General features: G+C 66.2%; 29 protein-coding genes and 1 tRNA gene. 8 read left to right on the top strand and 22 right to left on the bottom strand.

Going from position 1 to position 19,327, the window contains the following annotated elements:
* Positions 1 to 23: 23 nt before the first annotated feature.
* The 18 genes from NE2_RS25710 to NE2_RS25625 form a co-directional block, all read right to left on the bottom strand.
* Positions 24 to 407, bottom strand: coding sequence for a hypothetical protein (locus tag NE2_RS25710; RefSeq protein ID WP_063030174.1), 384 nt, complete (start codon positions 405 to 407; stop codon positions 24 to 26).
* The gene (locus NE2_RS25705) at positions 400 to 753 is read right to left on the bottom strand and encodes a VVA0879 family protein (RefSeq protein ID WP_063030172.1); all 354 of its coding nucleotides are present in this window, start codon (positions 751 to 753) and stop codon (positions 400 to 402) included. The genes NE2_RS25710 and NE2_RS25705 overlap by 8 nt, the downstream gene beginning before the upstream one ends.
* Positions 746 to 1,054, bottom strand: coding sequence for a hypothetical protein (locus tag NE2_RS25700; RefSeq protein WP_146165185.1), 309 nt, complete (start codon positions 1,052 to 1,054; stop codon positions 746 to 748). Before NE2_RS25700 ends, NE2_RS25705 begins: the two co-directional genes overlap by 8 nt.
* Positions 1,051 to 1,428, bottom strand: coding sequence for a hypothetical protein (locus NE2_RS25695; RefSeq protein ID WP_063030168.1), 378 nt, complete (start codon positions 1,426 to 1,428; stop codon positions 1,051 to 1,053). The genes NE2_RS25700 and NE2_RS25695 overlap by 4 nt, the downstream gene beginning before the upstream one ends.
* Complete coding sequence (locus NE2_RS25690; RefSeq protein WP_063030166.1) at positions 1,421 to 1,843, bottom strand: hypothetical protein; 423 nt, start codon at positions 1,841 to 1,843, stop codon at positions 1,421 to 1,423. The genes NE2_RS25695 and NE2_RS25690 overlap by 8 nt, the downstream gene beginning before the upstream one ends.
* Positions 1,836 to 2,624 (bottom strand): hypothetical protein, encoded by a 789-nt coding sequence (locus tag NE2_RS25685; RefSeq protein WP_146165184.1) that lies wholly within the window; start codon positions 2,622 to 2,624, stop codon positions 1,836 to 1,838. The genes NE2_RS25690 and NE2_RS25685 overlap by 8 nt, the downstream gene beginning before the upstream one ends.
* Entirely contained in the window at positions 2,617 to 3,963 is a 1,347-nt protein-coding gene (locus NE2_RS25680) for a hypothetical protein (RefSeq protein ID WP_063030162.1), read from the bottom strand. The genes NE2_RS25685 and NE2_RS25680 overlap by 8 nt, the downstream gene beginning before the upstream one ends.
* Complete coding sequence (locus NE2_RS25675; protein WP_063030160.1) at positions 3,963 to 4,778, bottom strand: DNA adenine methylase; 816 nt, start codon at positions 4,776 to 4,778, stop codon at positions 3,963 to 3,965. Before NE2_RS25675 ends, NE2_RS25680 begins: the two co-directional genes overlap by 1 nt.
* Positions 4,775 to 5,518 (bottom strand): alpha/beta hydrolase family protein, encoded by a 744-nt coding sequence (locus NE2_RS25670; RefSeq protein WP_063030158.1) that lies wholly within the window; start codon positions 5,516 to 5,518, stop codon positions 4,775 to 4,777. Before NE2_RS25670 ends, NE2_RS25675 begins: the two co-directional genes overlap by 4 nt.
* On the bottom strand, positions 5,515 to 5,886 hold the full coding sequence (locus tag NE2_RS25665) for a hypothetical protein (RefSeq protein WP_063030156.1): 372 nt from the start codon (positions 5,884 to 5,886) through the stop codon (positions 5,515 to 5,517). Before NE2_RS25665 ends, NE2_RS25670 begins: the two co-directional genes overlap by 4 nt.
* Entirely contained in the window at positions 5,883 to 6,146 is a 264-nt protein-coding gene (locus tag NE2_RS25660) for a hypothetical protein (protein ID WP_063030154.1), read from the bottom strand. Before NE2_RS25660 ends, NE2_RS25665 begins: the two co-directional genes overlap by 4 nt.
* Complete coding sequence (locus NE2_RS25655) at positions 6,146 to 6,700, bottom strand: WhiB family transcriptional regulator (RefSeq protein WP_063030152.1); 555 nt, start codon at positions 6,698 to 6,700, stop codon at positions 6,146 to 6,148. The genes NE2_RS25660 and NE2_RS25655 overlap by 1 nt, the downstream gene beginning before the upstream one ends.
* Entirely contained in the window at positions 6,700 to 6,882 is a 183-nt protein-coding gene (locus tag NE2_RS25650; RefSeq protein WP_063030150.1) for a hypothetical protein, read from the bottom strand. The genes NE2_RS25655 and NE2_RS25650 overlap by 1 nt, the downstream gene beginning before the upstream one ends.
* Entirely contained in the window at positions 6,879 to 7,232 is a 354-nt protein-coding gene (locus tag NE2_RS25645) for a hypothetical protein (protein WP_063030148.1), read from the bottom strand. The genes NE2_RS25650 and NE2_RS25645 overlap by 4 nt, the downstream gene beginning before the upstream one ends.
* The gene (locus NE2_RS25640) at positions 7,226 to 7,438 is read right to left on the bottom strand and encodes a hypothetical protein (RefSeq protein WP_146165183.1); all 213 of its coding nucleotides are present in this window, start codon (positions 7,436 to 7,438) and stop codon (positions 7,226 to 7,228) included. Before NE2_RS25640 ends, NE2_RS25645 begins: the two co-directional genes overlap by 7 nt.
* 232 nt (positions 7,439 to 7,670) lie before the next feature.
* Positions 7,671 to 7,937: a helix-turn-helix domain-containing protein gene (locus NE2_RS25635; RefSeq protein ID WP_084494330.1), complete on the bottom strand. Its 267-nt coding sequence runs from the start codon at positions 7,935 to 7,937 to the stop codon at positions 7,671 to 7,673.
* Positions 7,934 to 8,806 (bottom strand): phage antirepressor KilAC domain-containing protein, encoded by an 873-nt coding sequence (locus NE2_RS25630; RefSeq protein ID WP_063030142.1) that lies wholly within the window; start codon positions 8,804 to 8,806, stop codon positions 7,934 to 7,936. The genes NE2_RS25635 and NE2_RS25630 overlap by 4 nt, the downstream gene beginning before the upstream one ends.
* A gap of 62 nt (positions 8,807 to 8,868) precedes the next feature.
* Positions 8,869 to 9,138 carry a helix-turn-helix transcriptional regulator gene (locus tag NE2_RS25625; protein WP_063030140.1) on the bottom strand — a complete coding sequence of 90 codons (270 nt, stop codon included), beginning with the start codon at positions 9,136 to 9,138 and terminating at the stop codon, positions 8,869 to 8,871.
* 149 nt (positions 9,139 to 9,287) lie between these two features.
* Between NE2_RS25625 and NE2_RS25620 the strand changes: the two genes are divergently transcribed.
* The 4 genes from NE2_RS25620 to NE2_RS37285 all read left to right on the top strand — a co-directional run bounded on the left by NE2_RS25620 (position 9,288) and on the right by NE2_RS37285 (position 12,459).
* Positions 9,288 to 10,373 carry a hypothetical protein gene (locus NE2_RS25620; RefSeq protein ID WP_146165182.1) on the top strand — a complete coding sequence of 362 codons (1,086 nt, stop codon included), beginning with the start codon at positions 9,288 to 9,290 and terminating at the stop codon, positions 10,371 to 10,373.
* Positions 10,370 to 11,116: a hypothetical protein gene (locus tag NE2_RS25615; protein WP_063030136.1), complete on the top strand. Its 747-nt coding sequence runs from the start codon at positions 10,370 to 10,372 to the stop codon at positions 11,114 to 11,116. The genes NE2_RS25620 and NE2_RS25615 overlap by 4 nt, the downstream gene beginning before the upstream one ends.
* A gap of 13 nt (positions 11,117 to 11,129) precedes the next feature.
* The gene (locus tag NE2_RS25610; protein ID WP_146165181.1) at positions 11,130 to 11,921 is read left to right on the top strand and encodes a hypothetical protein; all 792 of its coding nucleotides are present in this window, start codon (positions 11,130 to 11,132) and stop codon (positions 11,919 to 11,921) included.
* A 325-nt stretch (positions 11,922 to 12,246) separates the two neighbouring features.
* Positions 12,247 to 12,459, top strand: a complete 213-nt coding sequence (locus tag NE2_RS37285) for a hypothetical protein (protein ID WP_174553979.1) — start codon at positions 12,247 to 12,249, stop codon at positions 12,457 to 12,459.
* Here NE2_RS37285 and NE2_RS25600 read toward each other — a convergent pair.
* Positions 12,456 to 13,670 carry a tyrosine-type recombinase/integrase gene (locus NE2_RS25600; protein WP_146165180.1) on the bottom strand — a complete coding sequence of 405 codons (1,215 nt, stop codon included), beginning with the start codon at positions 13,668 to 13,670 and terminating at the stop codon, positions 12,456 to 12,458. The two genes, NE2_RS37285 and NE2_RS25600, sit on opposite strands and share 4 nt — an antisense overlap.
* Before the next feature lie 118 nt (positions 13,671 to 13,788).
* A tRNA-Ala gene (locus NE2_RS25595) sits at positions 13,789 to 13,861 on the bottom strand.
* Positions 13,862 to 13,986: 125 nt separating this feature from the next.
* Here NE2_RS25595 and NE2_RS25590 point away from each other — a divergent pair.
* Both NE2_RS25590 and NE2_RS25585 read left to right on the top strand, forming a co-directional pair.
* Positions 13,987 to 15,507, top strand: a complete 1,521-nt coding sequence (locus tag NE2_RS25590) for a DUF222 domain-containing protein (protein WP_084494329.1) — start codon at positions 13,987 to 13,989, stop codon at positions 15,505 to 15,507.
* A 58-nt stretch (positions 15,508 to 15,565) separates the two neighbouring features.
* On the top strand, positions 15,566 to 15,799 hold the full coding sequence (locus NE2_RS25585) for a hypothetical protein (RefSeq protein WP_063017548.1): 234 nt from the start codon (positions 15,566 to 15,568) through the stop codon (positions 15,797 to 15,799).
* Between the two features lie 88 nt (positions 15,800 to 15,887).
* Here NE2_RS25585 and NE2_RS25580 read toward each other — a convergent pair whose 3' ends face one another.
* Complete coding sequence (locus NE2_RS25580) at positions 15,888 to 16,625, bottom strand: DsbA family protein (RefSeq protein ID WP_307617971.1); 738 nt, start codon at positions 16,623 to 16,625, stop codon at positions 15,888 to 15,890.
* Between the two features lie 75 nt (positions 16,626 to 16,700).
* Entirely contained in the window at positions 16,701 to 17,297 is a 597-nt protein-coding gene (locus NE2_RS25575; protein ID WP_063017546.1) for a TetR/AcrR family transcriptional regulator, read from the bottom strand.
* Positions 17,298 to 17,391: 94 nt separating this feature from the next.
* Here NE2_RS25575 and NE2_RS25570 point away from each other — a divergent pair, with 94 nt between their 5' ends.
* Positions 17,392 to 18,219, top strand: a complete 828-nt coding sequence (locus NE2_RS25570; protein WP_233429879.1) for an SDR family oxidoreductase — start codon at positions 17,392 to 17,394, stop codon at positions 18,217 to 18,219.
* Between the two features lie 80 nt (positions 18,220 to 18,299).
* The gene (locus NE2_RS25565) at positions 18,300 to 19,325 is read left to right on the top strand and encodes an NAD(P)H-dependent amine dehydrogenase family protein (RefSeq protein WP_063030281.1); all 1,026 of its coding nucleotides are present in this window, start codon (positions 18,300 to 18,302) and stop codon (positions 19,323 to 19,325) included.
* The last annotated feature ends 2 nt before the right edge of the window (positions 19,326 to 19,327 follow it).

Here is a 19,327-nt window from a genome sequence, read left to right as displayed (position 1 = left end):
CGGCCAGGGCGGGGCGTTCGGTGCTACTCATCGCCGACCACCTTCCGCAGCTCGTACACCTCGAACTCGGTGCGGCGGTCGTGTGGTCCGCACTTGGCGGCGAAGGCCTCGGCCTCGCCGCGAGAGCCGTACGCGCGAGCGCGGTCGCCGAACGGGTCGACGTGCGTCGGTTCGAACTCCAGCAGCGTCGCGTCGTCGTACTGGTGCCCGACCACGTAGCCGACCGGTTCACGCTGCGCCGCTTCCAGTTCGGCGATGCGGGCGCGGGCGGTCTCGAGTTCGGCCAGGAAAGCGGGAAGGTGCTCCCCAGCCCAGCCGTAGACGTTGAATGCGCCGGCCTTCGCCAGCCTCAGCGCCATGTGTCCGTCGGCGACCAGGTCGCGCGGTTCGGGTGTCTGCTCAGGCATTGGCGCCCACCTCGGCGAGCGGGAACGACGGCGCCTTGTGGCCGTCGGGCATGACGATCGACCACGGGCCCGAGAACAGGCCGTAGGCGGCCCAGTCGCATCCGCGCGTGGCGATTGACTTACCGGCATCGGTCGTGGGCGGACCCGTCAATGCGCCGAGGTGCCGGCCGATGCATTCCTGGCCGATGAGTTCAGGGGCGGCCCCGGCATTCTGGAAATCGCGCGCGGTCGCGATGTCGCCGCAGCTCGGGCAGCGGAACGCCCAAGTCCAATGGTCGTCGCCGAATCGGCGCCGCGCCTCGTCGACGAGTTCCTGCTGAGTCCAGGTGGTTTTGGTGTCAGGCATGGTCGGCCTCTTTCGTGGCGAGTGCTGTGAGTAGGTCGGATACCGCGCGTTCTTTCGCTGCCCACTCGTCGTGCAGCCACGTGGGCAGGCTCATTCCGGAGGTTTCGTCGCGGTGGTTCCGAATCAGGTAGGCGGCCTGCCGGATTCCGCACACCTCGAGCGCGATGTCGCGGTCGCCGCCGGCCAGGGAATGGAAGTCCGCGGGGTTGCGGACATACTTCTCGCGCATGACGGCGTAGGCGTCGATCATGTCGGCGAGCGTGGATTCAATGCGTTCCAACGCTTCTGGGATGTCGCTCACGATCGGCTCGCTCTCAGGTGGCCGAGCACGTGCACCTCGGTGTGTCCCTGCGCGTCGATGTAGGCGTTGATCACTTCCGCCGCGGCCCGAATCGACCACTGCTCGGGCGGTTTCGACAGATCGTCCTGTGCGATGTAGGCAGCCTCGATCAGCGCCGGCGTCGGGTTGTTCGGGTCCGGCCGCGTCACGGTGATCTGCTGGGGCTTGAAGGGTGCGTAGCGCACCATGTCCGCGGGGCCTGCCCAGCCGCCGCCGGTACGGATCCAGCTGACCTCGCTTGCGCTGCCGTTGCGTTTGGTCCAGATGTCGCCGTCACGATCCGAGACGACGGTGCCGACCGGCGCCTGTCGCAGGTATGTAGCCCAGTCACGCATCGGTGTTCGCCCCCTCGGGGTCGCGGCGGGCGCCTTCGAATTCGAAGACGGTGCCGGTGCGGAAGGTGATGGTGACCGTGGCCGTGCGGTCGTCGGCGAACTTGATGCGGGGGCCGGAGCTGCCGATGTGGTACGGGAGTTCGGGGCCGTCGCCGAGTCGCACGGTCTGGTTGGTGCGGTCGATGTGGATGGCGGCGAAGTCCGGGCCGGACGGTTCCGGTGCGGTGTCGACGCGGTCGAGTTTCACGAGCCGGTCGAGCGCCATGCTCGTGCCACGCATCGGGGCGACGATGCGGTCGCCGATCTGCTGCGCGACCACGGTCAGGATTGCGGACTGGTCGACGATGGTGTCGACGAGCAGCCAGCGACCACGCTGGTCGCGGAAGATGTCGCCGGGCTTGATCGGATCACTCACCGTCGGCCGCCTTCGCGGCGCCGCCCTTGGCGGTGGTTTCGTCGCGGTCGAGGATCGCGAGGATCTCGCGGCCGGCATCACGCCGGTAGGCGGTCTGCGCGGTGATGGCATACGAGCCGACTCCCTGTTCGGCCCATCCGCTTGCGAGAGCGCGGATGTCGGCGAGCTGGGCCTCGGCGCGGGAGGCACGTGCCGCGTTCAGCTCGGCCAGGCGGGCGTCGCGGGCGTACTGCAGTTCCGCGATGCGCGATTGCGCCGCAACGATCGTCTGTTCGTGGTCGGCGATCACGGCGTGCAGTTCGTGGGCGTGCGCGCGGGTCGCGCGCAGCCGCTCGTGCGCTTCCCGCCGCTGGGCGCGCAGCACATCGACGAGTTGCCGATCGCCGTCGGCCTCGCGAACAGCCTGGTCGCGTTCGGCTTCGGCGTCAGCGAGCCGGTCGAGCACGGCGGCAAGGTTGTTCGTCGCCACCGCGGCGAGTCCGGCGACGGCGCCGGCGTTCGGGACATCAGGACCGACGACCGTCTCGACCTGTCCGCAGCCGCAAGTGCATTCGGCGGTAAGTCCGTGCGCGTGGGCGGTGAGGTGGTCGCTGGCGGACCATGCGGCGAGCTCGAGCGCGTCGCGGCACTCGGTGACTGGATCGACGGCGGCAGGCTTGGCGGGTTCGACCGGCGGTTGCTGCGGTTCGGGGTCGAGGAGTTCGGTCACGGCTGCGAGGGCGGTGCCGACGAGCACCATGGCCCGGAGCATGGCGTCGGGGTTCTGGGCTGTGTCACGCATCGGCGTGGGTCCTTTCGGGGGCTGTGCGGGCCGTGGGCTCGCGATCGGGGGTGTCCGCGGGGGCGGACAAGGGCAAGCCGTTGGCGGGCGCTGTGGGCTTGCGGTGGTCACACTCGGTGCCGTCGGCGCGGTGGCCGGTCTCGTCGCACATGCGGCAGATCGCGATTCGGGCCTTGCGGGCGCCGTCGCGGTCGATCTCGGCCGCCTTCGGGTCGTGGTCGCACGAGCGATTGCGGGTGCGGTCCCAGCCGGTCTCGTCGCACATGCCGCAGTTGGCGATCGCTCGGGCGCGTTCGTCGGCGGCCTTGCGAGCCTCTGCGGATTCACGCACCGCGGCTCGGTGTCGACGGTCGCGGTGCCACTGGTCGTTTTCCGTGCGCTTGGTGGCGCAGTCACGGCAGGCGTTGAGCGTGCCCTCGGGGTGGCGGGAGCAGACGCGGGGCGGTTCGGTGTCGGCCAGGCGCAGCGTTACCCACCGTTCGTAGACCTGCCCGGTGCGTTCGCAGTCGACGCAGTCGGTCACGTATCCGCTGTCGTGGCCGGGGTGGTATCGCGGTGGGGGGTCGATGCTTTCGGGCGCGGTCGCCTGGTGACGTTCCCCTGTTACGTAACCCCCAATGGAGCTGGAGTAAGGAGCTGGAGCAGGAGCTGGTAGGGAGCCGACCCCCTGCGGGATCCCCTGTTCGACGGGTTCGGTTTCGGGCTGGTCGACGGGCTGAGCGAGCCCATGATCGAGGGGGTAATCGACGGGCTGACCGACCCCTGATGGAACCCCCTGCGGAACCCCTTCCGTTAGGGGGTAACCGACCCCCTGCGGGAAGGGTTCGGAGACACCGTTTTCGACCCCTTCCGGGGAGGGGCAACCGAGAGGGTAAGTCGCGGGATCGATCGCCTTGCGGTCGAGCAGAGTCGCCACCTTCGCCCACCCTTTGAGGTCCGGGTCGGACTCGTGCAGCCGCCTCAGCTCGTGCACGATCACGCCCCGCAACTCCGGCGACGCAGCATCAGCGAACGCCAGCGCCATCGACACCGCCATGTTCGGGTTCTTCATGAGCCCGTCGTGCCGGATGAAGGTGCGCAGGAGCGCCTCTTCGGAGTCCTCGTCGACGAGGATGTACAGCCCGCGAATCAGCGGGCCCGCCGCGGAGCGCACCTCGTCGGCCTTCCAGCCGGCGGCGTTCTTCGCGATCCGGCCGGGTCGCCAATCGACGATGCCGGCATAGCTGAGGCTCGGCGAGGTGAGCAGCACGAAATACAGGTGCTGCGACTCTTTCGGCAGCGCCCGGAAATCGTCGTCTTCCCAGATCGACAGCCATATGCGGGCGTGGTCGCGTGCCACTACAGCACCTCCTCGAAATTCAATGTGGGATGGCCGATCTCGCGGTTCGACCACACGATCTCGGTCCGGGTGCCGCTATTGGCGTTGCCGTTGAATGTCGAGATCTCCACGCGGGACCACCCGGCGAGCGCGGTGTCGTATAGCTCGGAGGCGTAGCCGGACAGCACGACCGCGGCACGGGCGCGCAGCAATGCCTCGATCAGCTGCTCGTGGTCGGCCGCTGCCGGCATCTCGTGCGCGTAGTTCGTGCCGTTGCGTGTCGATCCGAGATACGGCGGGTCGACGTACAGGCACACCTCACGCGACCGGCCGTAGGACTCGATCACCTCGAGTGCCGGGCGGCATTCCAGACTCACCGAGTGCAGTCGGTCGGCCGCCGCGGCGATCCGCTGCACGTAGCCGGCGAGGTAGCCCGGCATCGACGACGAACACCCGGCGGGGTCGACGTAGTGCCGCCATCCGGTGCGCCGCAGCGTCGCCGACCGGGACTGCGACAAGCGAACCCACACGCGCCGGGCACATTCGAGTTCGTCCTCGGTGGCGAGGTCAACGGCGGCGGCGTACTCGGCACGGGAATGCGGGGTCATGGCACACACGCGGGCCAGCTCGGTCGGCCGGTCGCGCAGCACCCGCCAGAACGTCATGAGTTCCTGGTGAAGGTCGTTGACCGTTTCGAACGGCTTCGGTGCCTTCGCCAGAAGCACCGACAGCGAGCCCGCGAACGGCTCGACGTAATGGCCGTGCGGCGGCAGGAGGTCGACGATGCGTTCTGCGACCGACATTTTGCCGCCGAAATACGGGAACGGTGGCCTCACTCGCGCACCGTCCGGTTGATCGTCGAGGCGAGCCTGGCGGCGATCCCGAGCTCGATGTAGGCGGCGGTGTGGCGGCCACCGCCGACCGGCGGCTGCAGGTAGTTCCACGCGTACTCGATTGCGCCGCCCCAGTCGCGCCAGTTCTCCAGCGACCACCAGCGCTGCCAGCGGCAGGCCTTCGCGCGGGCAACGAGATCCTCGCCCCACTTCACCGCGTCGGCCGGTGAGGCGATCGTGAAGTACTCCGACACGTCGGCGACACCGCGGAGCGGATTGCCCGCGGGCAGAGCCGATATCGGATCGCCCGGTGCGGCGGCCCAGTAGGCTGGGATGCCATCGACGGGCCGCTCGTCGCTCACGCCATATCCGGGTGCCGGTGCCGTATCCGGCAGGCCGGTCAGCCGCGGGCGGCGTGGGTCGGCGATCAGCGCGCACGCGTCGACCTCGAGTCCGGGCCGTTCGCCGCGACCTATTTCGGCGACCACATCGCCGGCGATCCCGGCGCCTTGGCTGTAGCCGCCAGCCACGACGCGGCCGGGGGCGTTGCGGATCGCGGACGCGAGAGCGAACCGGCCACGGGCCACGGACTCGGCGTACGACAGGCGGGTGCCGTAGTCGGCCGGGTACGGCACGGGCTGGAATTCGAACCGCGTCGGGTCGAGGCAGTCGGCGAACACCTGCGATATGCCGTCGATGCGGTCGCCGAAGCCGGTGCCGCACAACCAAACCACCGTGATCATGCGTTGCTCTCCCCCGGGTCGTCGGTGGCGTCGGCGACGGTGTCGCCGGTGCGATGCGCCCGCGCGATTTCGTCGGCGAGGTCGGCGATGCCGCGGACACCGATATCGGCGACGCTGCGGGCGAGAACGTAGGCGCACTCGATTCCGGCGGCGCTGCTGTCGCTCGCGATCCCGACGATTCCGAGCGCGGTCCGAATCCGCTGTTCCTCGACCAGCTCGCCGAGGCGTGCTTCGATCGCCAGCAATGCGTGCGCAGTGGCTTGCGTGCTGATTGCTGCCCTGTCAGCCAGATTCGGCGCGCGGTGCAGGGCCGCCTTGGCTTGCATCCTGTGCTGGTCTGCGGCGCTCACGATCGGCGAGTCGGTCACGGTGTCTCCTGATTTCGCTGGGTGGCTTGCGCGGCCGGCGCGGTGATCCGGCCGACGGTCCGCGCGAGGTCGCCCGTAGTGGCGGTCACGGGGTCGACGAAAACGGCGAGCGTCATGAGCAGTTGCGCCATGCGTTCGGGGTCGCGGAGGCACTGGTGCGCGAGGACGCGGTAGGTGTGCTGCGGCGGGCTTTCCCGCACCCGCGAGCACAGCGCGAGCGCGTCCTCGGCGCATTTGTCGAGGTCTCGGTATCGGGCCATCACGCCGCCCCTGCCTGCTCGGGCGCGACCTCGATCGAGAGGATTCGCTTCTCGGCATCTGCGCTCACCCATTCGCGACCGGGCCGCGGAAGGCTCTGCACGGTCGAGTAGCTCACGCCCGCCGCAGCTGCGATCTCGCCGAACTTCCATCCGGCGTCGCGCAGTTCCCGGACCCGCGCGATAGACGGTTCAGCGGGTACCAACCCGCGTTTGCAGGGCCCGCACTGGTCGACATCAGGCTCGCGCGCGACGAATTCCGTGCCGCATTGCGAGCAGCGGACAGCCTGTTGCTCGGGAGTGCGGCGGGGCGGCACCGGGCGACCGATATAGACGTGCAGTCGTTCCCATTCGTCGGGGTCATCGGTTCGGAATCCGCCGTGGATTCCGAATCTTTCGTGGCGGTCGGCGGCGTCCTCCGCACATGCGCGTCGCACCGGGCAAACCACACACAACGCTTTCGCGTCGAGCGCACGCGACTGGTCGCTCGGGTCCGGATAGAACACGTCAGGGTCGGGATCGGCGCGGCACAGCGCGTCCTGTCGCCATTCGGCCATCACGCGGCCTTTCTGTCTTGGTGCGGTTCGATGGACGGCGCCGCCTGGCGGCGCCGGGTTTCGGCCGGTCGCGCGTTGCGGTCTGCGTTGCGCTCGCGAATAGCGTTCTGCGCCAGGCCGTAAGCGACAGCGACGAGGAACAGCAGGCCAGCGATGGTGTAGGCGTGTCCGAAGATGATCACCGGGCACCGCCGATCAGGTGCTGCGCAACCGCGACGTCGAGATCGTGGCGAGGCACCGCGGCGAATCGGCTGCGGATGACGTGCCGCAGCCGGTCGGCCAGGTCGAGGTGCCCGAGGAACCGCAAGTCGTCGGCGGCTTCGGCGAGCACGTTGACCGCGGTGATGTCGTCGAGGTTCGGCGGCGGCAGCTTGCCGGCGTCGGTGAGCGCGGCGAGCAGCTGCTGCGCGAGGTGCAGCGCGGCGTCGGAGGTGATCAGGAATCCGGGTCCGGCTTGGAACTCGACCGCGAGAGTGAGGTCGGGGGCCGCGGCGAGGGGGGTGATGGTGTCGACACCGTGATTGATCAGCACGACGGCACCTCCGGCGCGTAGATCGGCAGCTTGTCGGTCGGCGGGTCGAACAGTTCGGCGACCGCCGGGTTCTCGGTGGGCGGCGGAACGAGTGCCCGCAGCAGCTGGGTGCCGGGGTCGTAGGCGTGCTGCGCGGGGCGGCGGCCGGTGATGCGGCGCAGCAGTGTGCCCCAACGGGATTGGGAAACCACGTGATGTCTACCCATCGGATATGCTCCTATTTCTTGATGGCGATGTGCGAGGTGAGAGCTCACGCAACGCCGGGAATTGGGTTGGTCGGTCAGCCCAGCGCGAGGGAATCTGCACCCGCGCTGGGCGACCGCATCCCGCACAGGGACGATTCGGCGAAACCCATTGCAGCGGCGAGCAATACGAGCCCCGCGTACGCATACATCACGGAGCCAGTGACAAACGCTGCGAACAAGTTGAGGTCAGCCATCACGCCCCCATCCGCCGGTTTAGGGCGCGGCGGCTACCGCGAGAGAGCCCGGAGGGATCCGGTTTCGGAGCGATGACGGGGCGCGCCATCGATTCGATAGCGGCCTCGATATCGGCGCGGGTCAGCATCCAGTACCGACCGACCTTGCGGCCGGGGATCTTCCGCGCACGCAATTGCCTGGTGAGCCACTCGTCGGTGACATGTGGTCCGAGGAGCTCAGCCACTTCGGGAACGGTGTATAGGCGGAGGTCCGTGGGAGTTGTCATGCCGCGCGCTCCCGGATGATCAGCCGCGAGATAGCCTCTGCGCCGACTGGAGTGATCTTGAGCGTGTGCATGACCTCCCCCCGGAAACGGGGAGCCTCATGTACCTCGACGGGGCGGAAGTACTGCCGCTTATGGGCATACGCGGAATAGCGGCGCCGAATCTCCATGCAGCCCTTCCGGTTCGACCACCGCGACTCGGTCTCGACGTAGATCCAGCCCTTCGCAACGAGGAGGTCGCGCAGCCACTCCTCCCCCACATCGTTTGCAGCCGCGACGATCCGAAACTTCAACAGGTCCGCGTCAGCGACGTATAGCTCGACGTAGTTGACCTTCGGGGCGTCCTCCGCGACCTTTGCTGTGAGTGCACGGTTTTCCTCGCTGAGGGCAACGACGCGACGATCGAGGATCGCGACCGCGTTGCGGATGATCTCGTCCTCGGTGAGTGCCGCTGGACGTGTCCCGGCCTCGATATCCAGCAGCATGTCGCGGACGCGGCGGGCGACAGCGGAGTCGCGCAGCAGCATGCCGACACGCAGTACCGCGCGGCGCGGAAACAGGCTCATATTCGGCGCCGTGCGGGACATTCCGATCTGGTCGGGAGTCACGTTCAGAATGGACGTGACTTCGGATCGGCCGATGACGCGGAATCCATCGTCTTCGAGTTCGTCGCGGTTGCGCTTGACGACCGTGAGAACGGTCTCCCGGTCCACCTGGTAGAACTCGGCGACCATATCGGTGATGACGTGCAAGTCGTCGGGCAAGGTGCGCAGCACGCCAACCTTGTCGAGCACGTCGACCCGCATGGCCAGTGCGTTGCGTTGGTCGCGCGCCCCGGCTGCCGTGAGGTCGAGCGCGGCAGAGTGCGTCATCGACGATTCCTTTCTGGTCTTGAACTCGCATCCACCCCCGGACTCGTCGGGGGTTGTTTCGTCTACGCGGTGAGCTGATGACTCTCGGCTCGTGTGTCATGTGTCAGTGCGGCCATGGGTTCAACCTCATGAGCCTCGAAGAGGTCCTCCCATGGGACATCGAGCCTCGATGCGATAGCTACTGCGAGGTCCTCGCTGATAGACCGAAGTTTCCCGGTCTCGATGAGGTAGATCGTGCTCTGGGTCCGGCGCACCAGAAATGCGAGTTCGCGCTGGCTGAAGCGTCTTTGTTTTCGCCACCGGCGGATCTGGCCACCATCCTTGACTTGCATCCAGACCTCCTTTCGTCGCGTCGGCGGGCGTTTGCGGGCAGTTCGCTTGTTCATCTTGCTCCCCAATCGTTGGCGTGACAAGTGGATCATGTGTCATGAGCCACCTACTTGTCAACGTGACAAGTAGTCATTGACTAGCCTGAACACGCATGACTCGTGTTCCACTTGTCATGGAGATTGTTTGCGAGCCTGACACGACCGATGACGAACGAGGAACAGTTTCCGCCATGACCGAAACGCCCACGCTCGACGAACTGGTCGAGACAGCCTCTGCTCGCCATAACGGCGCGTCCGGCCGACGGCTCGCCGATATTGCCCAGAAGGCCGGCTATGAGGTCTCGCACGCAACCCTCAACCGAATCCGCCGTGGCACGTACACCTCAACACCAACAGACCAGACCCTTAAGGCGATTGCGTTCCTAGCCGGCGTGGATCCGAAAGTCGCGTTCGCCGCCCTCGCCGCCCAGAATGAGGCAACCCGGCACACCGCCGAGCTGTACTACCAGTGGGCACGCCTTCAACTGCAATCCCGACGATTGACGCATGAGTACGCCCATGCTCGCGAGATCAGCGTCGACGAGGCCGAGGATGAACTAGCAGAAATCTTCGAAATGGATGAGGACCGCCGTCAGGGCAGGCCGTGGACTCCCCCTTGGGACCCAGGCCCCGAATACAGCGAAGATGACACGCCCTGGCTGCGAAGTTGGTGGTCGGATCCCCCGAAGCAAGACGCACGCGGCGTCTACACAATGAACCTTCCACGCTGGATGCATGGCAACATCCCCATTGGCGGAGACGCCGAGGCTCAACAGGTCGGACACATCCTCAGCCGACATCCCGGCTCCATGAGCTTCGTCCTGCAAGGAATCGCTGACGAATCAGCGTTTCGCACGATCGTGTACCTAGCAGTCGCGAATCCGTCGACCTTCCGCGCCGACTTGGCGGAGCAGGATTTACAAGGGTTCCTGAACGAGGATCGCCATCTGGTCGAACTGGTGGTTGTCGACAAGATCCCAACCTCAGCGGATGGCGGCGCCGATATAGACAAGTTGACAGCGATCAGGAACGCCAGGCTCACGTCGACTGCTGCACCCCCGCGCCGAGACTCGATGCCACCGTTCAATCCCGCCAACGAGCTCGCCGCCTGGGCACACGACAAGTCCGACATCCCGCCCGACGACTACGAGGATGGGATCGAGGATCGGGCAGACGACGAGGACTTTGAGGGGCGATGAAGCATCACCAGCCTGGCATTCACATTCAGTCATATGACGTCATCACAGACGAGCACGGCGGTAGCCTCGAGGCGTGGTGGGGGCAGGCCACCGTGCACGTTAAGGCTCAGGACGGTGACATGCCATGCATGGTCGCAAACGAGCTGATCTGCTCTCGCCTCGCCGCTGCGCTCGGCCTACCAGTGCTTCCCGGCGAAGTAGCCACGCATCCCGACCGTCGGCTGTGCTGGGCTACTCCCCAGATCAAATATGCCGGTCTAACACCGCCGCCGCCACTCTTGTCCGAGATCGTCGCCACCTATAGCTCAACTGCCGCAGGTGCGTTGGTCTTCGACTGCTGGGTGCTGAACGAGGACAGGCACGAGGACAACTTTCTGTTCCACAAAAACCTCGGAATGTGGTTGATCGATCACGAGAACGCACTGGCAGGGCGGCAGGGGGAACGATTCGAGAGCCTGCACGCACATCCGACACCGTTGCTCGGCTACCACTGCTTCCGCGATGCCTCGCTCAACAACGACGATGTCCAGTACTGGGTAAGGCACGTCCGTTCCGTGTCTGAAGTCGTCGTCGACCTGGCGCTTAATGAGGCCAACGATCGAGGCTTGATCACAAAGGCACGTGCCGCCATCCTGAAGAAGGTGCTTATCCGACGACGCAACGGGATAGGGTCACTGGTATCTAGGTTTGTCCAGAAGGCTGACGGCACGGGTCCGGTGGAGCAGCTCGACATCCTGGCTTGAGGAGGTGCTGACGATGGACGCGATGTGGCACCTGATCCAGTACATCCCCGACATGCGACGCAAAGAACCACGCAACATCGGCGTCGCGATGCGGGCAGATGGTCAGTGGCTACTCAAGCTATATGCGGTTAGCGAGGACGGCCACATCAACGGCCGTGCCCTGCGGAAGTTCGAGCTGTCGAAAGATGGCTATGAGGCTTGGGTCGGCTATCTGACCATCCGGATCTTGCGCGGCGAACTCGATGACCTGTTCCGCTTCCAGCGTCGACATCCCGCAGAATTCCGTGTGGTCCCTGGGGGATACACCGAGCTTTTTGGGGAGCCTAAAGAGGTCCTCTCGCATCTCTACTCAGAACTTGTTGTGCGAGAGACCATTTCGAACGAGCCCTGGGCCAAGCTATTACGTAACCGCGTAGAACAAGCGCTGACCCTGGCGGAGATCATTCCTCAGCCAGAGATCGAGGTACCGGCGCGCTGGGGCGAGGAGACCACCGCCGAGCCGCAAGACACTGTCAAATTCAACTACAGGTACGTCAACGGCCGTACGCATCTGATGGACCGGCTCCAGCTACATCAGGTGTCCGTCGACCACGCGAAGATGATCGCTAACGACTTCTACGCAAGGGCGAATGCTGCCCGGGCGGCTGGTGCAGCACAGAACTTCATCGCCTTCTATTCAAGCGAGGCGGTGGACGAGATGGGCAGCGACTCCATGCTTACCCCGATGTTTAAGGTCGCAGAGATCGTCGACGTCGACAACGTGCCGCACGCCGCCGAACAGCTACTACAGATCATGCACCACTAGCCAGGAAACGCCGGAATTCCATCAGTGAAATTCGGGCCAATCTCTAGCTACCAAGATCGAACGCATGTTCTAATCGGGCCTTATGGGACATTCCGGTACTCGGTGGCATCCCTGGCGTCACGCGCGTGACCGCTATCCACACATCCCGGTCACCTGCCTACACAAACTCCCTGGCAGGCGTGCATCCTGGACCACTGACGGCATCTACATCGACCGCGCTCTCGGTCAAGCGGCCCGCCGCTGCGCGCTCACTCACGAGCTCATTCATCTCGAACGCGGGCCCCTTCCCGCAGAGCCACGCCTCGCGGCGATCGAGGAGCGAACGGTGAGCGCACTCGCAGCACGCCGACTCATCACGTTGCTCGATCTGGCGAATGCGTTGTCGTGGAGCGACCCGCGGAATCTGGCGGAGATCGCTGAGGAACTTTGGGTCGACCTACCGACATTGCGCATCCGGCTCACCAATCTCACCGCGGCCGAAGTCCGGCGCGTCGGCGTCGAAGTCGGCCACCGGTGGCCGTGGCACTGTGACGCCTAAGCTGCTCCCCCGCGAACCGCGGTGCGTACCAGCGCCTTCGAGATCGCGGTCGAGGCGCGCTTGCCCGATCGGCGGTCGAGGTGTCCGTACACGCCGACGGTAGTCGTGATGGACTCGTGCCCGAGGTGGCCCTGTACGTCGGTCAGCTCAGCGCCGTTGTTGATCATCCACGACGCGCAGGTGTGCCGTAGATCGTGTGGGCGGGGCCGCTTTCCGACCTCGGCCGCCAACTTTTCCACCGCGGTGCGCCAGCACTTGTTGTGGAACAGCTGCGACGAGATGCGGCCGCCGTTCTGCGTCGGGAACAGCAGTTCGCCCGCCGCGCGGTTCTCCAGCCCGAGTTTCGCGACGGTCTCGGCCGGCACATTGATCGTGCGGATACCGCGCTTCGACTTCGGGCCGCCCAGGCGCTTCTCGGCGGTGCCGGTGTATTTCCACGCGCGGGCGACACGGCAGGTGTAGGACTCGGGTTCGCCGTTGGAATCCAGTACGGCGGCACCGAAGTCGCGCACGTGCAGTGCGGTCGCCTCCGAGTACCGGACGCCGGTCGTGACGAGGAACAGCACCATCGGCCGCCAGCGCTTCGGGACCGCGTCGTACAGGAGATCGAATTCCTCGGGCTCGAGGAAACATGGTTCATAGTGGCGCGGCGGCAACTTTGTGTCCTCGCACGGGTTGAACGGGATCAGGCGCCGCTTCACCGCGGCCTTGAGGCACCCGGACAGGAATCCGTGTTTGTTGGCGATCGTCTTGCCGCTGGCGCCGTCGGCCTCCATGTCGTTGACCCAGTCTTGCACCGGACTGTTCTCGTCCGCCGAGGCAGCGCACAGCGCCTCAAGCGGCAGATCGGCGAGCGCGCCCATGTCGTTCTCCAGATAGGACGTGTAGCGGTCGCGGGTGGCCTTCTCGACGCCGGTCCGGCCGGCGATGTAGGTCGGCGCGAACGTCGCGAGCGTCACGACATCCTTGGCCCGCTCGGTGTCCTCGACCGCGAGCATCTTTCGCGTCTGCTCGGGCCCGACCTGATCGAGAATCTTCTGCCACCGGACCGCGTCAGCGTGCTCGTCGAATGACAGCGACGACTGCACCTTCCGGCCCTTCGCTGGGTCGAACTCGCGGAAGAGAATCTGCGTGTAGGTGGACCCGTCGCGGCGGGTCCCGATACGTAAACTCGACATGTTCGAAAGCTCCGCTCGATGCCCGTTCGACACCTCTCGACGGTTGCTCGCGGCCTCTCAGTGAACGCAAAAAACCGTGCAGGTGTTGATCGGCTTTGTTGATGAACGCTCAATCGCGTTAGCATCATAGCCGTGACCTGCACGGTTGCGGTGGAGCTAAGGGGACTCGAACCCCTGACCCCCACACTGCCAGTGTGGTGCGCTACCAGCTGCGCCATAGCCCCAGATTTTCGCACCCCGGGGGTGTTCCCCGCGTGCTTGAAAGAAGTTACACCACCTGGACTCGGCGTACCAAATCGCCTGCATACAGGGGTGGTGGAACACACGTTCGAACGATAGACTCGAACACATGTTCGAAGGCAGAGAGCTTCAGGCGATGAGCGACGAGGGGCTGGTCGATGCGCTGCGACGGGCACATGGGGCGGCGGCATTCGCACAGGCGGCGGAGGTGCGGGCGGTGCGCGAGTTGTATCGGCGGCATCGCGCCGGCAACGCCGCGCCCGGGCCGGGCGGGGTGCGGGCGGGAGAGTTCGCCGCCGCGGAGGTCTCGATGGCGGTACAGGTTTCCGAGCAGGTCGCGGCCGCGCTGATCGATATCGGGCTGGCGCTGGACACCTTGCCGCGTACCCGGGAGGCGTTCGGATCGGGCCGCATCGATCTGTCGCGGGTGCAGGTGATCGTCGACAACGTCCGCGGACTGTCCAGCGATCTACTCGCCGATGTGGAAGTTCCGCTGGTCGAGGCCGCGGCACGAACCACACCGGCGCGACTGCGGCAAACCGCGCGTCGCTGGTTGAGCCGGCTGGACGGCCCCGGCGAGCAGCGCCGGCGGGAACAGCGCGAGGACTGCCGCGACATCCGACTGACCGCGGTCCAGGACGGCACTGCGGTCGTGGCGGGGCTCCTGCCCGCGGACGGGGCCCAAACGGTCGCGATGCGACTGCGGGACATGGCATACGAGGTCTGCCCCGAGGACCCGCGCACCATGCCGCAACGCCGCGCCGACGCACTCGTCGCGCTCGCCGAGGGGTCGGAGCGGCTCGACTGCGCCTGTGGACGCGGAAGACGCTGCACCGCAATCGTTTCCGAGCCGACTGCGCCCAGTACCCCGCACATTTCCGGACGAGCCAGGAACCGCCGCCCGCTGATCCAGGTCGGTGTCAGCGCCGAAGCCCTCAGCGGGGACAGCGAGGAACCCGCTTATCTGGCCGGCTACGGGCCGATCGACGCGGAGCTTGCGCGGCGGCTCGCCGAACGGGGCGAATCGGTCACCGTGGCCGAATCCGCCGCCCGGATCGACGGCCTGTGCGCATTCCCCGGCTGCGTAATGCCCGCCGTGACAACAGACTTGCCCGTACCGGAGGGGAGCACGGGCAATACCGACGCGAGTCGGCACGGTAATGCCGGCAGCCCGAAGAATGGGGATGTCGCACTCGGAACGGAATCACCGAGCCGGGAATCCGCATTTGCCCGCGGCAACCGCCGTACAACCGCTCGGAGATCTCACGCGAGTTCGCCGAGCAGACAAAGGTTTACGTTGTGTTCCCATCATTCCCGCTTGGCGCTGCTCACCGTTCAGCACCGGACCCGGTGGGAGGTGCGCCGGCTCGATGCGGACCGGGTGCAGTGGACGAGCCCGACCGGCGACGTGCACACCACGGTCGACGAGGTGGCTCGCTGCCTGTTCCCGCACCGTGATACCGATACGCCGATGGTCGGCCCCGGCCCGGTCTCCACATCCGTTGTGGCATGGCCTGTTTCGACGCTCGACCCGGCCTATCCGATCGGGGATCATGCCCTGGTGCATCGACGACTCGCGGAGGGCACTCCGGAGGACTGTCTCCTGTCCGGCGAAAGTTACCGCCGCTGAACAACTTTCGTTCCACTACTACTGCCCATCCCAGTGATCGGAGGACACCGCGAACACCATGACTTGCCAGGATCGTCCACCCGCGCCGACCGTTATCGACGCCGGTGTGGAACGGGAACGGATCGCCGCGCTCGAGAAGTTGCGGCTCCGGCTGGAATCCGAACTCGACCGGACGGCCGCGGGCGCCGGATATGCCGCCATGGCGGGGCAATTGCGTGACACCGTGAACGCGATCGCGGACGCCCGCAATCGCATTTACGAGGTGCTGCTCGGCGACGACGAGATCTGTTGAACGTCGGCTCCACGACTCCGGCCCGGGCGGTTGGGGATACCGTCCGGGCCGGGACCTCGACAAGCGCGACATCGCCGCGCGAGTGCGATCAGCTCACGAGCTTGGTGACCCAGTCCGAATTTTCCACATCGACATTCTTCCCGCCGTCGAGCACCGTGGGGGTCTGCACCTGACCGACCGCGTCCTTCAACGCCGCCAGCGACGACTGGGCGTGGTTGCGCGCGGAATCCACCCGGTCGCCCTTGGCGATACAGGACTGCACCTCCGCCGACGCACCGGAATCCTTGGCGATCGCGGCCAATTCATCGTTGGTCAGATTACCGCCGTCCTCACTGGGCTGCTTCGTGGTGAACAGCGCCATGTGGAACTTCGAAAACACCGGACCGTCACCGGCATCGGCCACACATTCGCTCGCGGCCACAGCGCGGGTCGAATAGTCCTTACTGCTGGACTTGGGATCCAGGAAGTTCACGAACCGATAGCGCACCGCGAGCTTTCCCTGGTCGATCGCTTTGGCGATCTGCTGTCCGTAGTAATGCTCGAGCGCCCCGCAGGACGGGCACATCGGATCCTCGAACATATCAATGGTCTTCGCGGCCGAGGTCTTACCGAGCACGATCGCGCCGTCGGAATCCAGTAGTGCCTGGACCGCCGGATCGTGCGCGGCGCCGTAACCGTCCTCCTGCACCGTCAGACCATGGTCGCTGTTCCAGCGCACGACGAGCACCACGATCACCGCGACCACGACCAGAGCGACCGCACCCAGTGCGTAGGTGGTGCGGTTCGACATCGGTCGCGGGGTGTATTTCGAATCCGAGGAATTCACGGCGTCCACTCTGCCAAAACCGGTCCGTCGCCGGAATCCGGCCGTCCGATTTCCCGGCGACCGGATTTCACCCGCCTACGCCCGCGGTTCCTCCGCCTCGCTCGCGGGCACGCCGACCAGCCCGTAGAGGACCAATTCCTCGAGCGACCGGGCGAAACCCTCCGTATCGTCGATATCCCGGATACACATGGCGAACAGTGCGGCACCGGCGATCATGTCCAGCACCGTGTCGGAGTCGATTCCGCCACGCACGGCCCCGGAATCGAGATACCGCGCGAGTTCGCGCCGGGTCGGCGTGTCCAGTCGTGCCGAAAGTTTCTGGTACAGACCGGAATCCGCTCGCATCTCGGTCATCAACCCGGGCATCGCCTCGCGCGCGGGCCGGGCCCCGAAGAGGTGAATCGTGCCCCGGATAACCGTGCGGATCTCCTCGATCAGATCGCTCGCCTCGTCCTCGCCGCCCACATCCGGAAAGACCGCTCGCGCGATCAGATGCGCCTTCGACGGCCAGCGCCGGTAGATGGCGGGCCGGCTCACCCCGGCCCGGGTGGCGATCGCATCGATCGAGACGGCGGCATAGCCACGTTCCACCAGCAGCTCGCGGGCGGCCTCGAGGACCGCTCGATCCACCTCCGGATCGCGATGCGGACCGAGTCGATGGCGAGCGTTCACGACACAACCGTCCTTGTCAGCGCGAGCATCAGTCGTTACAGTCTGTCACATCTGAGTCGTTACATTCTGTAACTGCTGAATCCGAGGAGAAGTCGTGTCCACTACCGACCAGCCGATCGCCACCGCGGATACCTACCGGCCACTCCCCCTGCTCGAGGGCAAGGTCGTCGTGCTGTCGGGTGTGGGCCCGGGCCTGGGCCGCGCGCTGGGCGCCGAGGCCGCCCGGATGGGCGCGGATCTGGTGCTGGTCAGCCGCACCGAACGCCGGCTGGAGAAGATGGCCGAGGTGGTGCGGTCTCATGGCCGCAAGGCACTGGTGGTGCCGACCGACATCACCGACGAGGAGCAGCGGCGGGCGCTGGTGGACCGCGCCCTCGCCGAATTCGGCCGGGTGGACTGCCTGATCAACAACGCCTTCGCGATCCCGCCGATGGAACCGATCACCGGCATCGAACTGGACGCCTTGCGGACCGCGAACGAGACCAATGTCTTCGCACCACTGCGACTTTCGACGCTGTTCGCCGATGCGCTGGCGGCGACAGGCGGCTCGATCATCATGCTCAATTCCTGTGTGAGCTTCGATTCCGAGCCGATCTACGCCGGCTACAAGCTCTCGAAAGGCACACTCGCTCATTTGGCCTCGTCGCTGGCGACCGAATTGGGCCCGCGCGGCATCCGGGTCAACAGTGTCGCGCCCTCCTACATCTACGAGGACGTGAACAAGGCCTACTTCGACTGGCTCGCCGCCCAGGACGGCGTCACCCACGAGGAGATCTACCGGCGCAAGGCAGAGCCGACCGACCTCAAACGCCTCGCCTCCCCCGAAGAGGTGGCCCGCGCCGCCCTGTTCCTGGCCACCGACCTCGCCTCCGCCGTGACGGGCCAGATTCTCACCGTCGACTGCGGCGAATACCACAACTGAAATACTCACGGCTGCAAGGAGTTCCGGTGACCGACGCGAAGAAGCGAATCGTCCTCTGGGGTACCGGTGTGGTGGGCTCCATGGTGCTCGCCGAGATCATCCGCCATCCGCTCTTCGAACTCGTGGGCGTCGGCGTCAGCAACCCCGACAAGGTCGGGCGCGACGCCGGACTGCTGTGCGGGGGTGGTGAAACCGGTATCCGCGCCACGGATTCGGTGGAGGAACTGATCGCGCTGCGCCCGGATGCGGTGGTGCATTACGGGCCGACCGCACAGTTCGCCGACGAGAACATCCGGGTCATCGGATCGTTCCTGCGGGCGGGAATCGATGTGTGCTCCACCGCGATGACACCGTGGGTGTGGCCGGATATGGCGCAGACCCCCGCCGCGTGGCGTGATCCGATCACCGAGGCCTGCGCGGCGGGGGGCGCGTCCTGCTTCACCACCGGTATCGATCCCGGCTTCGCCAACGACCTGTTCCCGATGACCCTGCTGGGCCTGTGTGGCGAGGTGGAGTCGGTACGCGCCTCGGAGCTGCTCGACTACACCGCCTACGAAGGCGATTACGAGGTCGAGATGGGCATCGGGCGGCCGCCGGAATTCCAGGCCATGCTGGAGATCCCCGATCTGCTGATCATGGCGTGGGGCGCCACCGTGCCGATGATCGCGACCGCCGTGGGCATCGAACTCGACGCCGTCACCACCACCTGGGAGAAATGGGTGACGCCCGTCGATCGCCCGTCCGCGAAGGGCGTCGTCGCGGCCGGCAACGTCGCCGCCATCCGATTCACCATCAACGGCGTCTACCACGGCCGCGAGGTCATCACCCTCGAACACGTCAACCGCATCGGCACCGACGCAGCTCCCGACTGGCCCGCCGGCACGAAGGACGATGTGTATCGGGTCGACATCATCGGCTCGCCGTCCATTTCTCAGGAGACGTCCTTCCGGTTCACCGACGGATCCGGGCGCACGCCCGCCGTGGCGGGATGTCTCGCCACCGGAATGCGGGCCCTGAATGCCGTCCCCGCGGTCAACGCCCTGCCACCGGGCTGGGTGACGCCGCTCGACCTGCCCCTCGTTCCGGGAGTCGGTACCATCCGCTGACC

It is taken from the genome of Nocardia elegans NBRC 108235 (assembly GCF_001612845.1).
GTDB lineage: Bacteria > Actinomycetota > Actinomycetes > Mycobacteriales > Mycobacteriaceae > Nocardia > Nocardia nova.
This window is presented reverse-complemented; position numbering and strand designations above follow the sequence as displayed.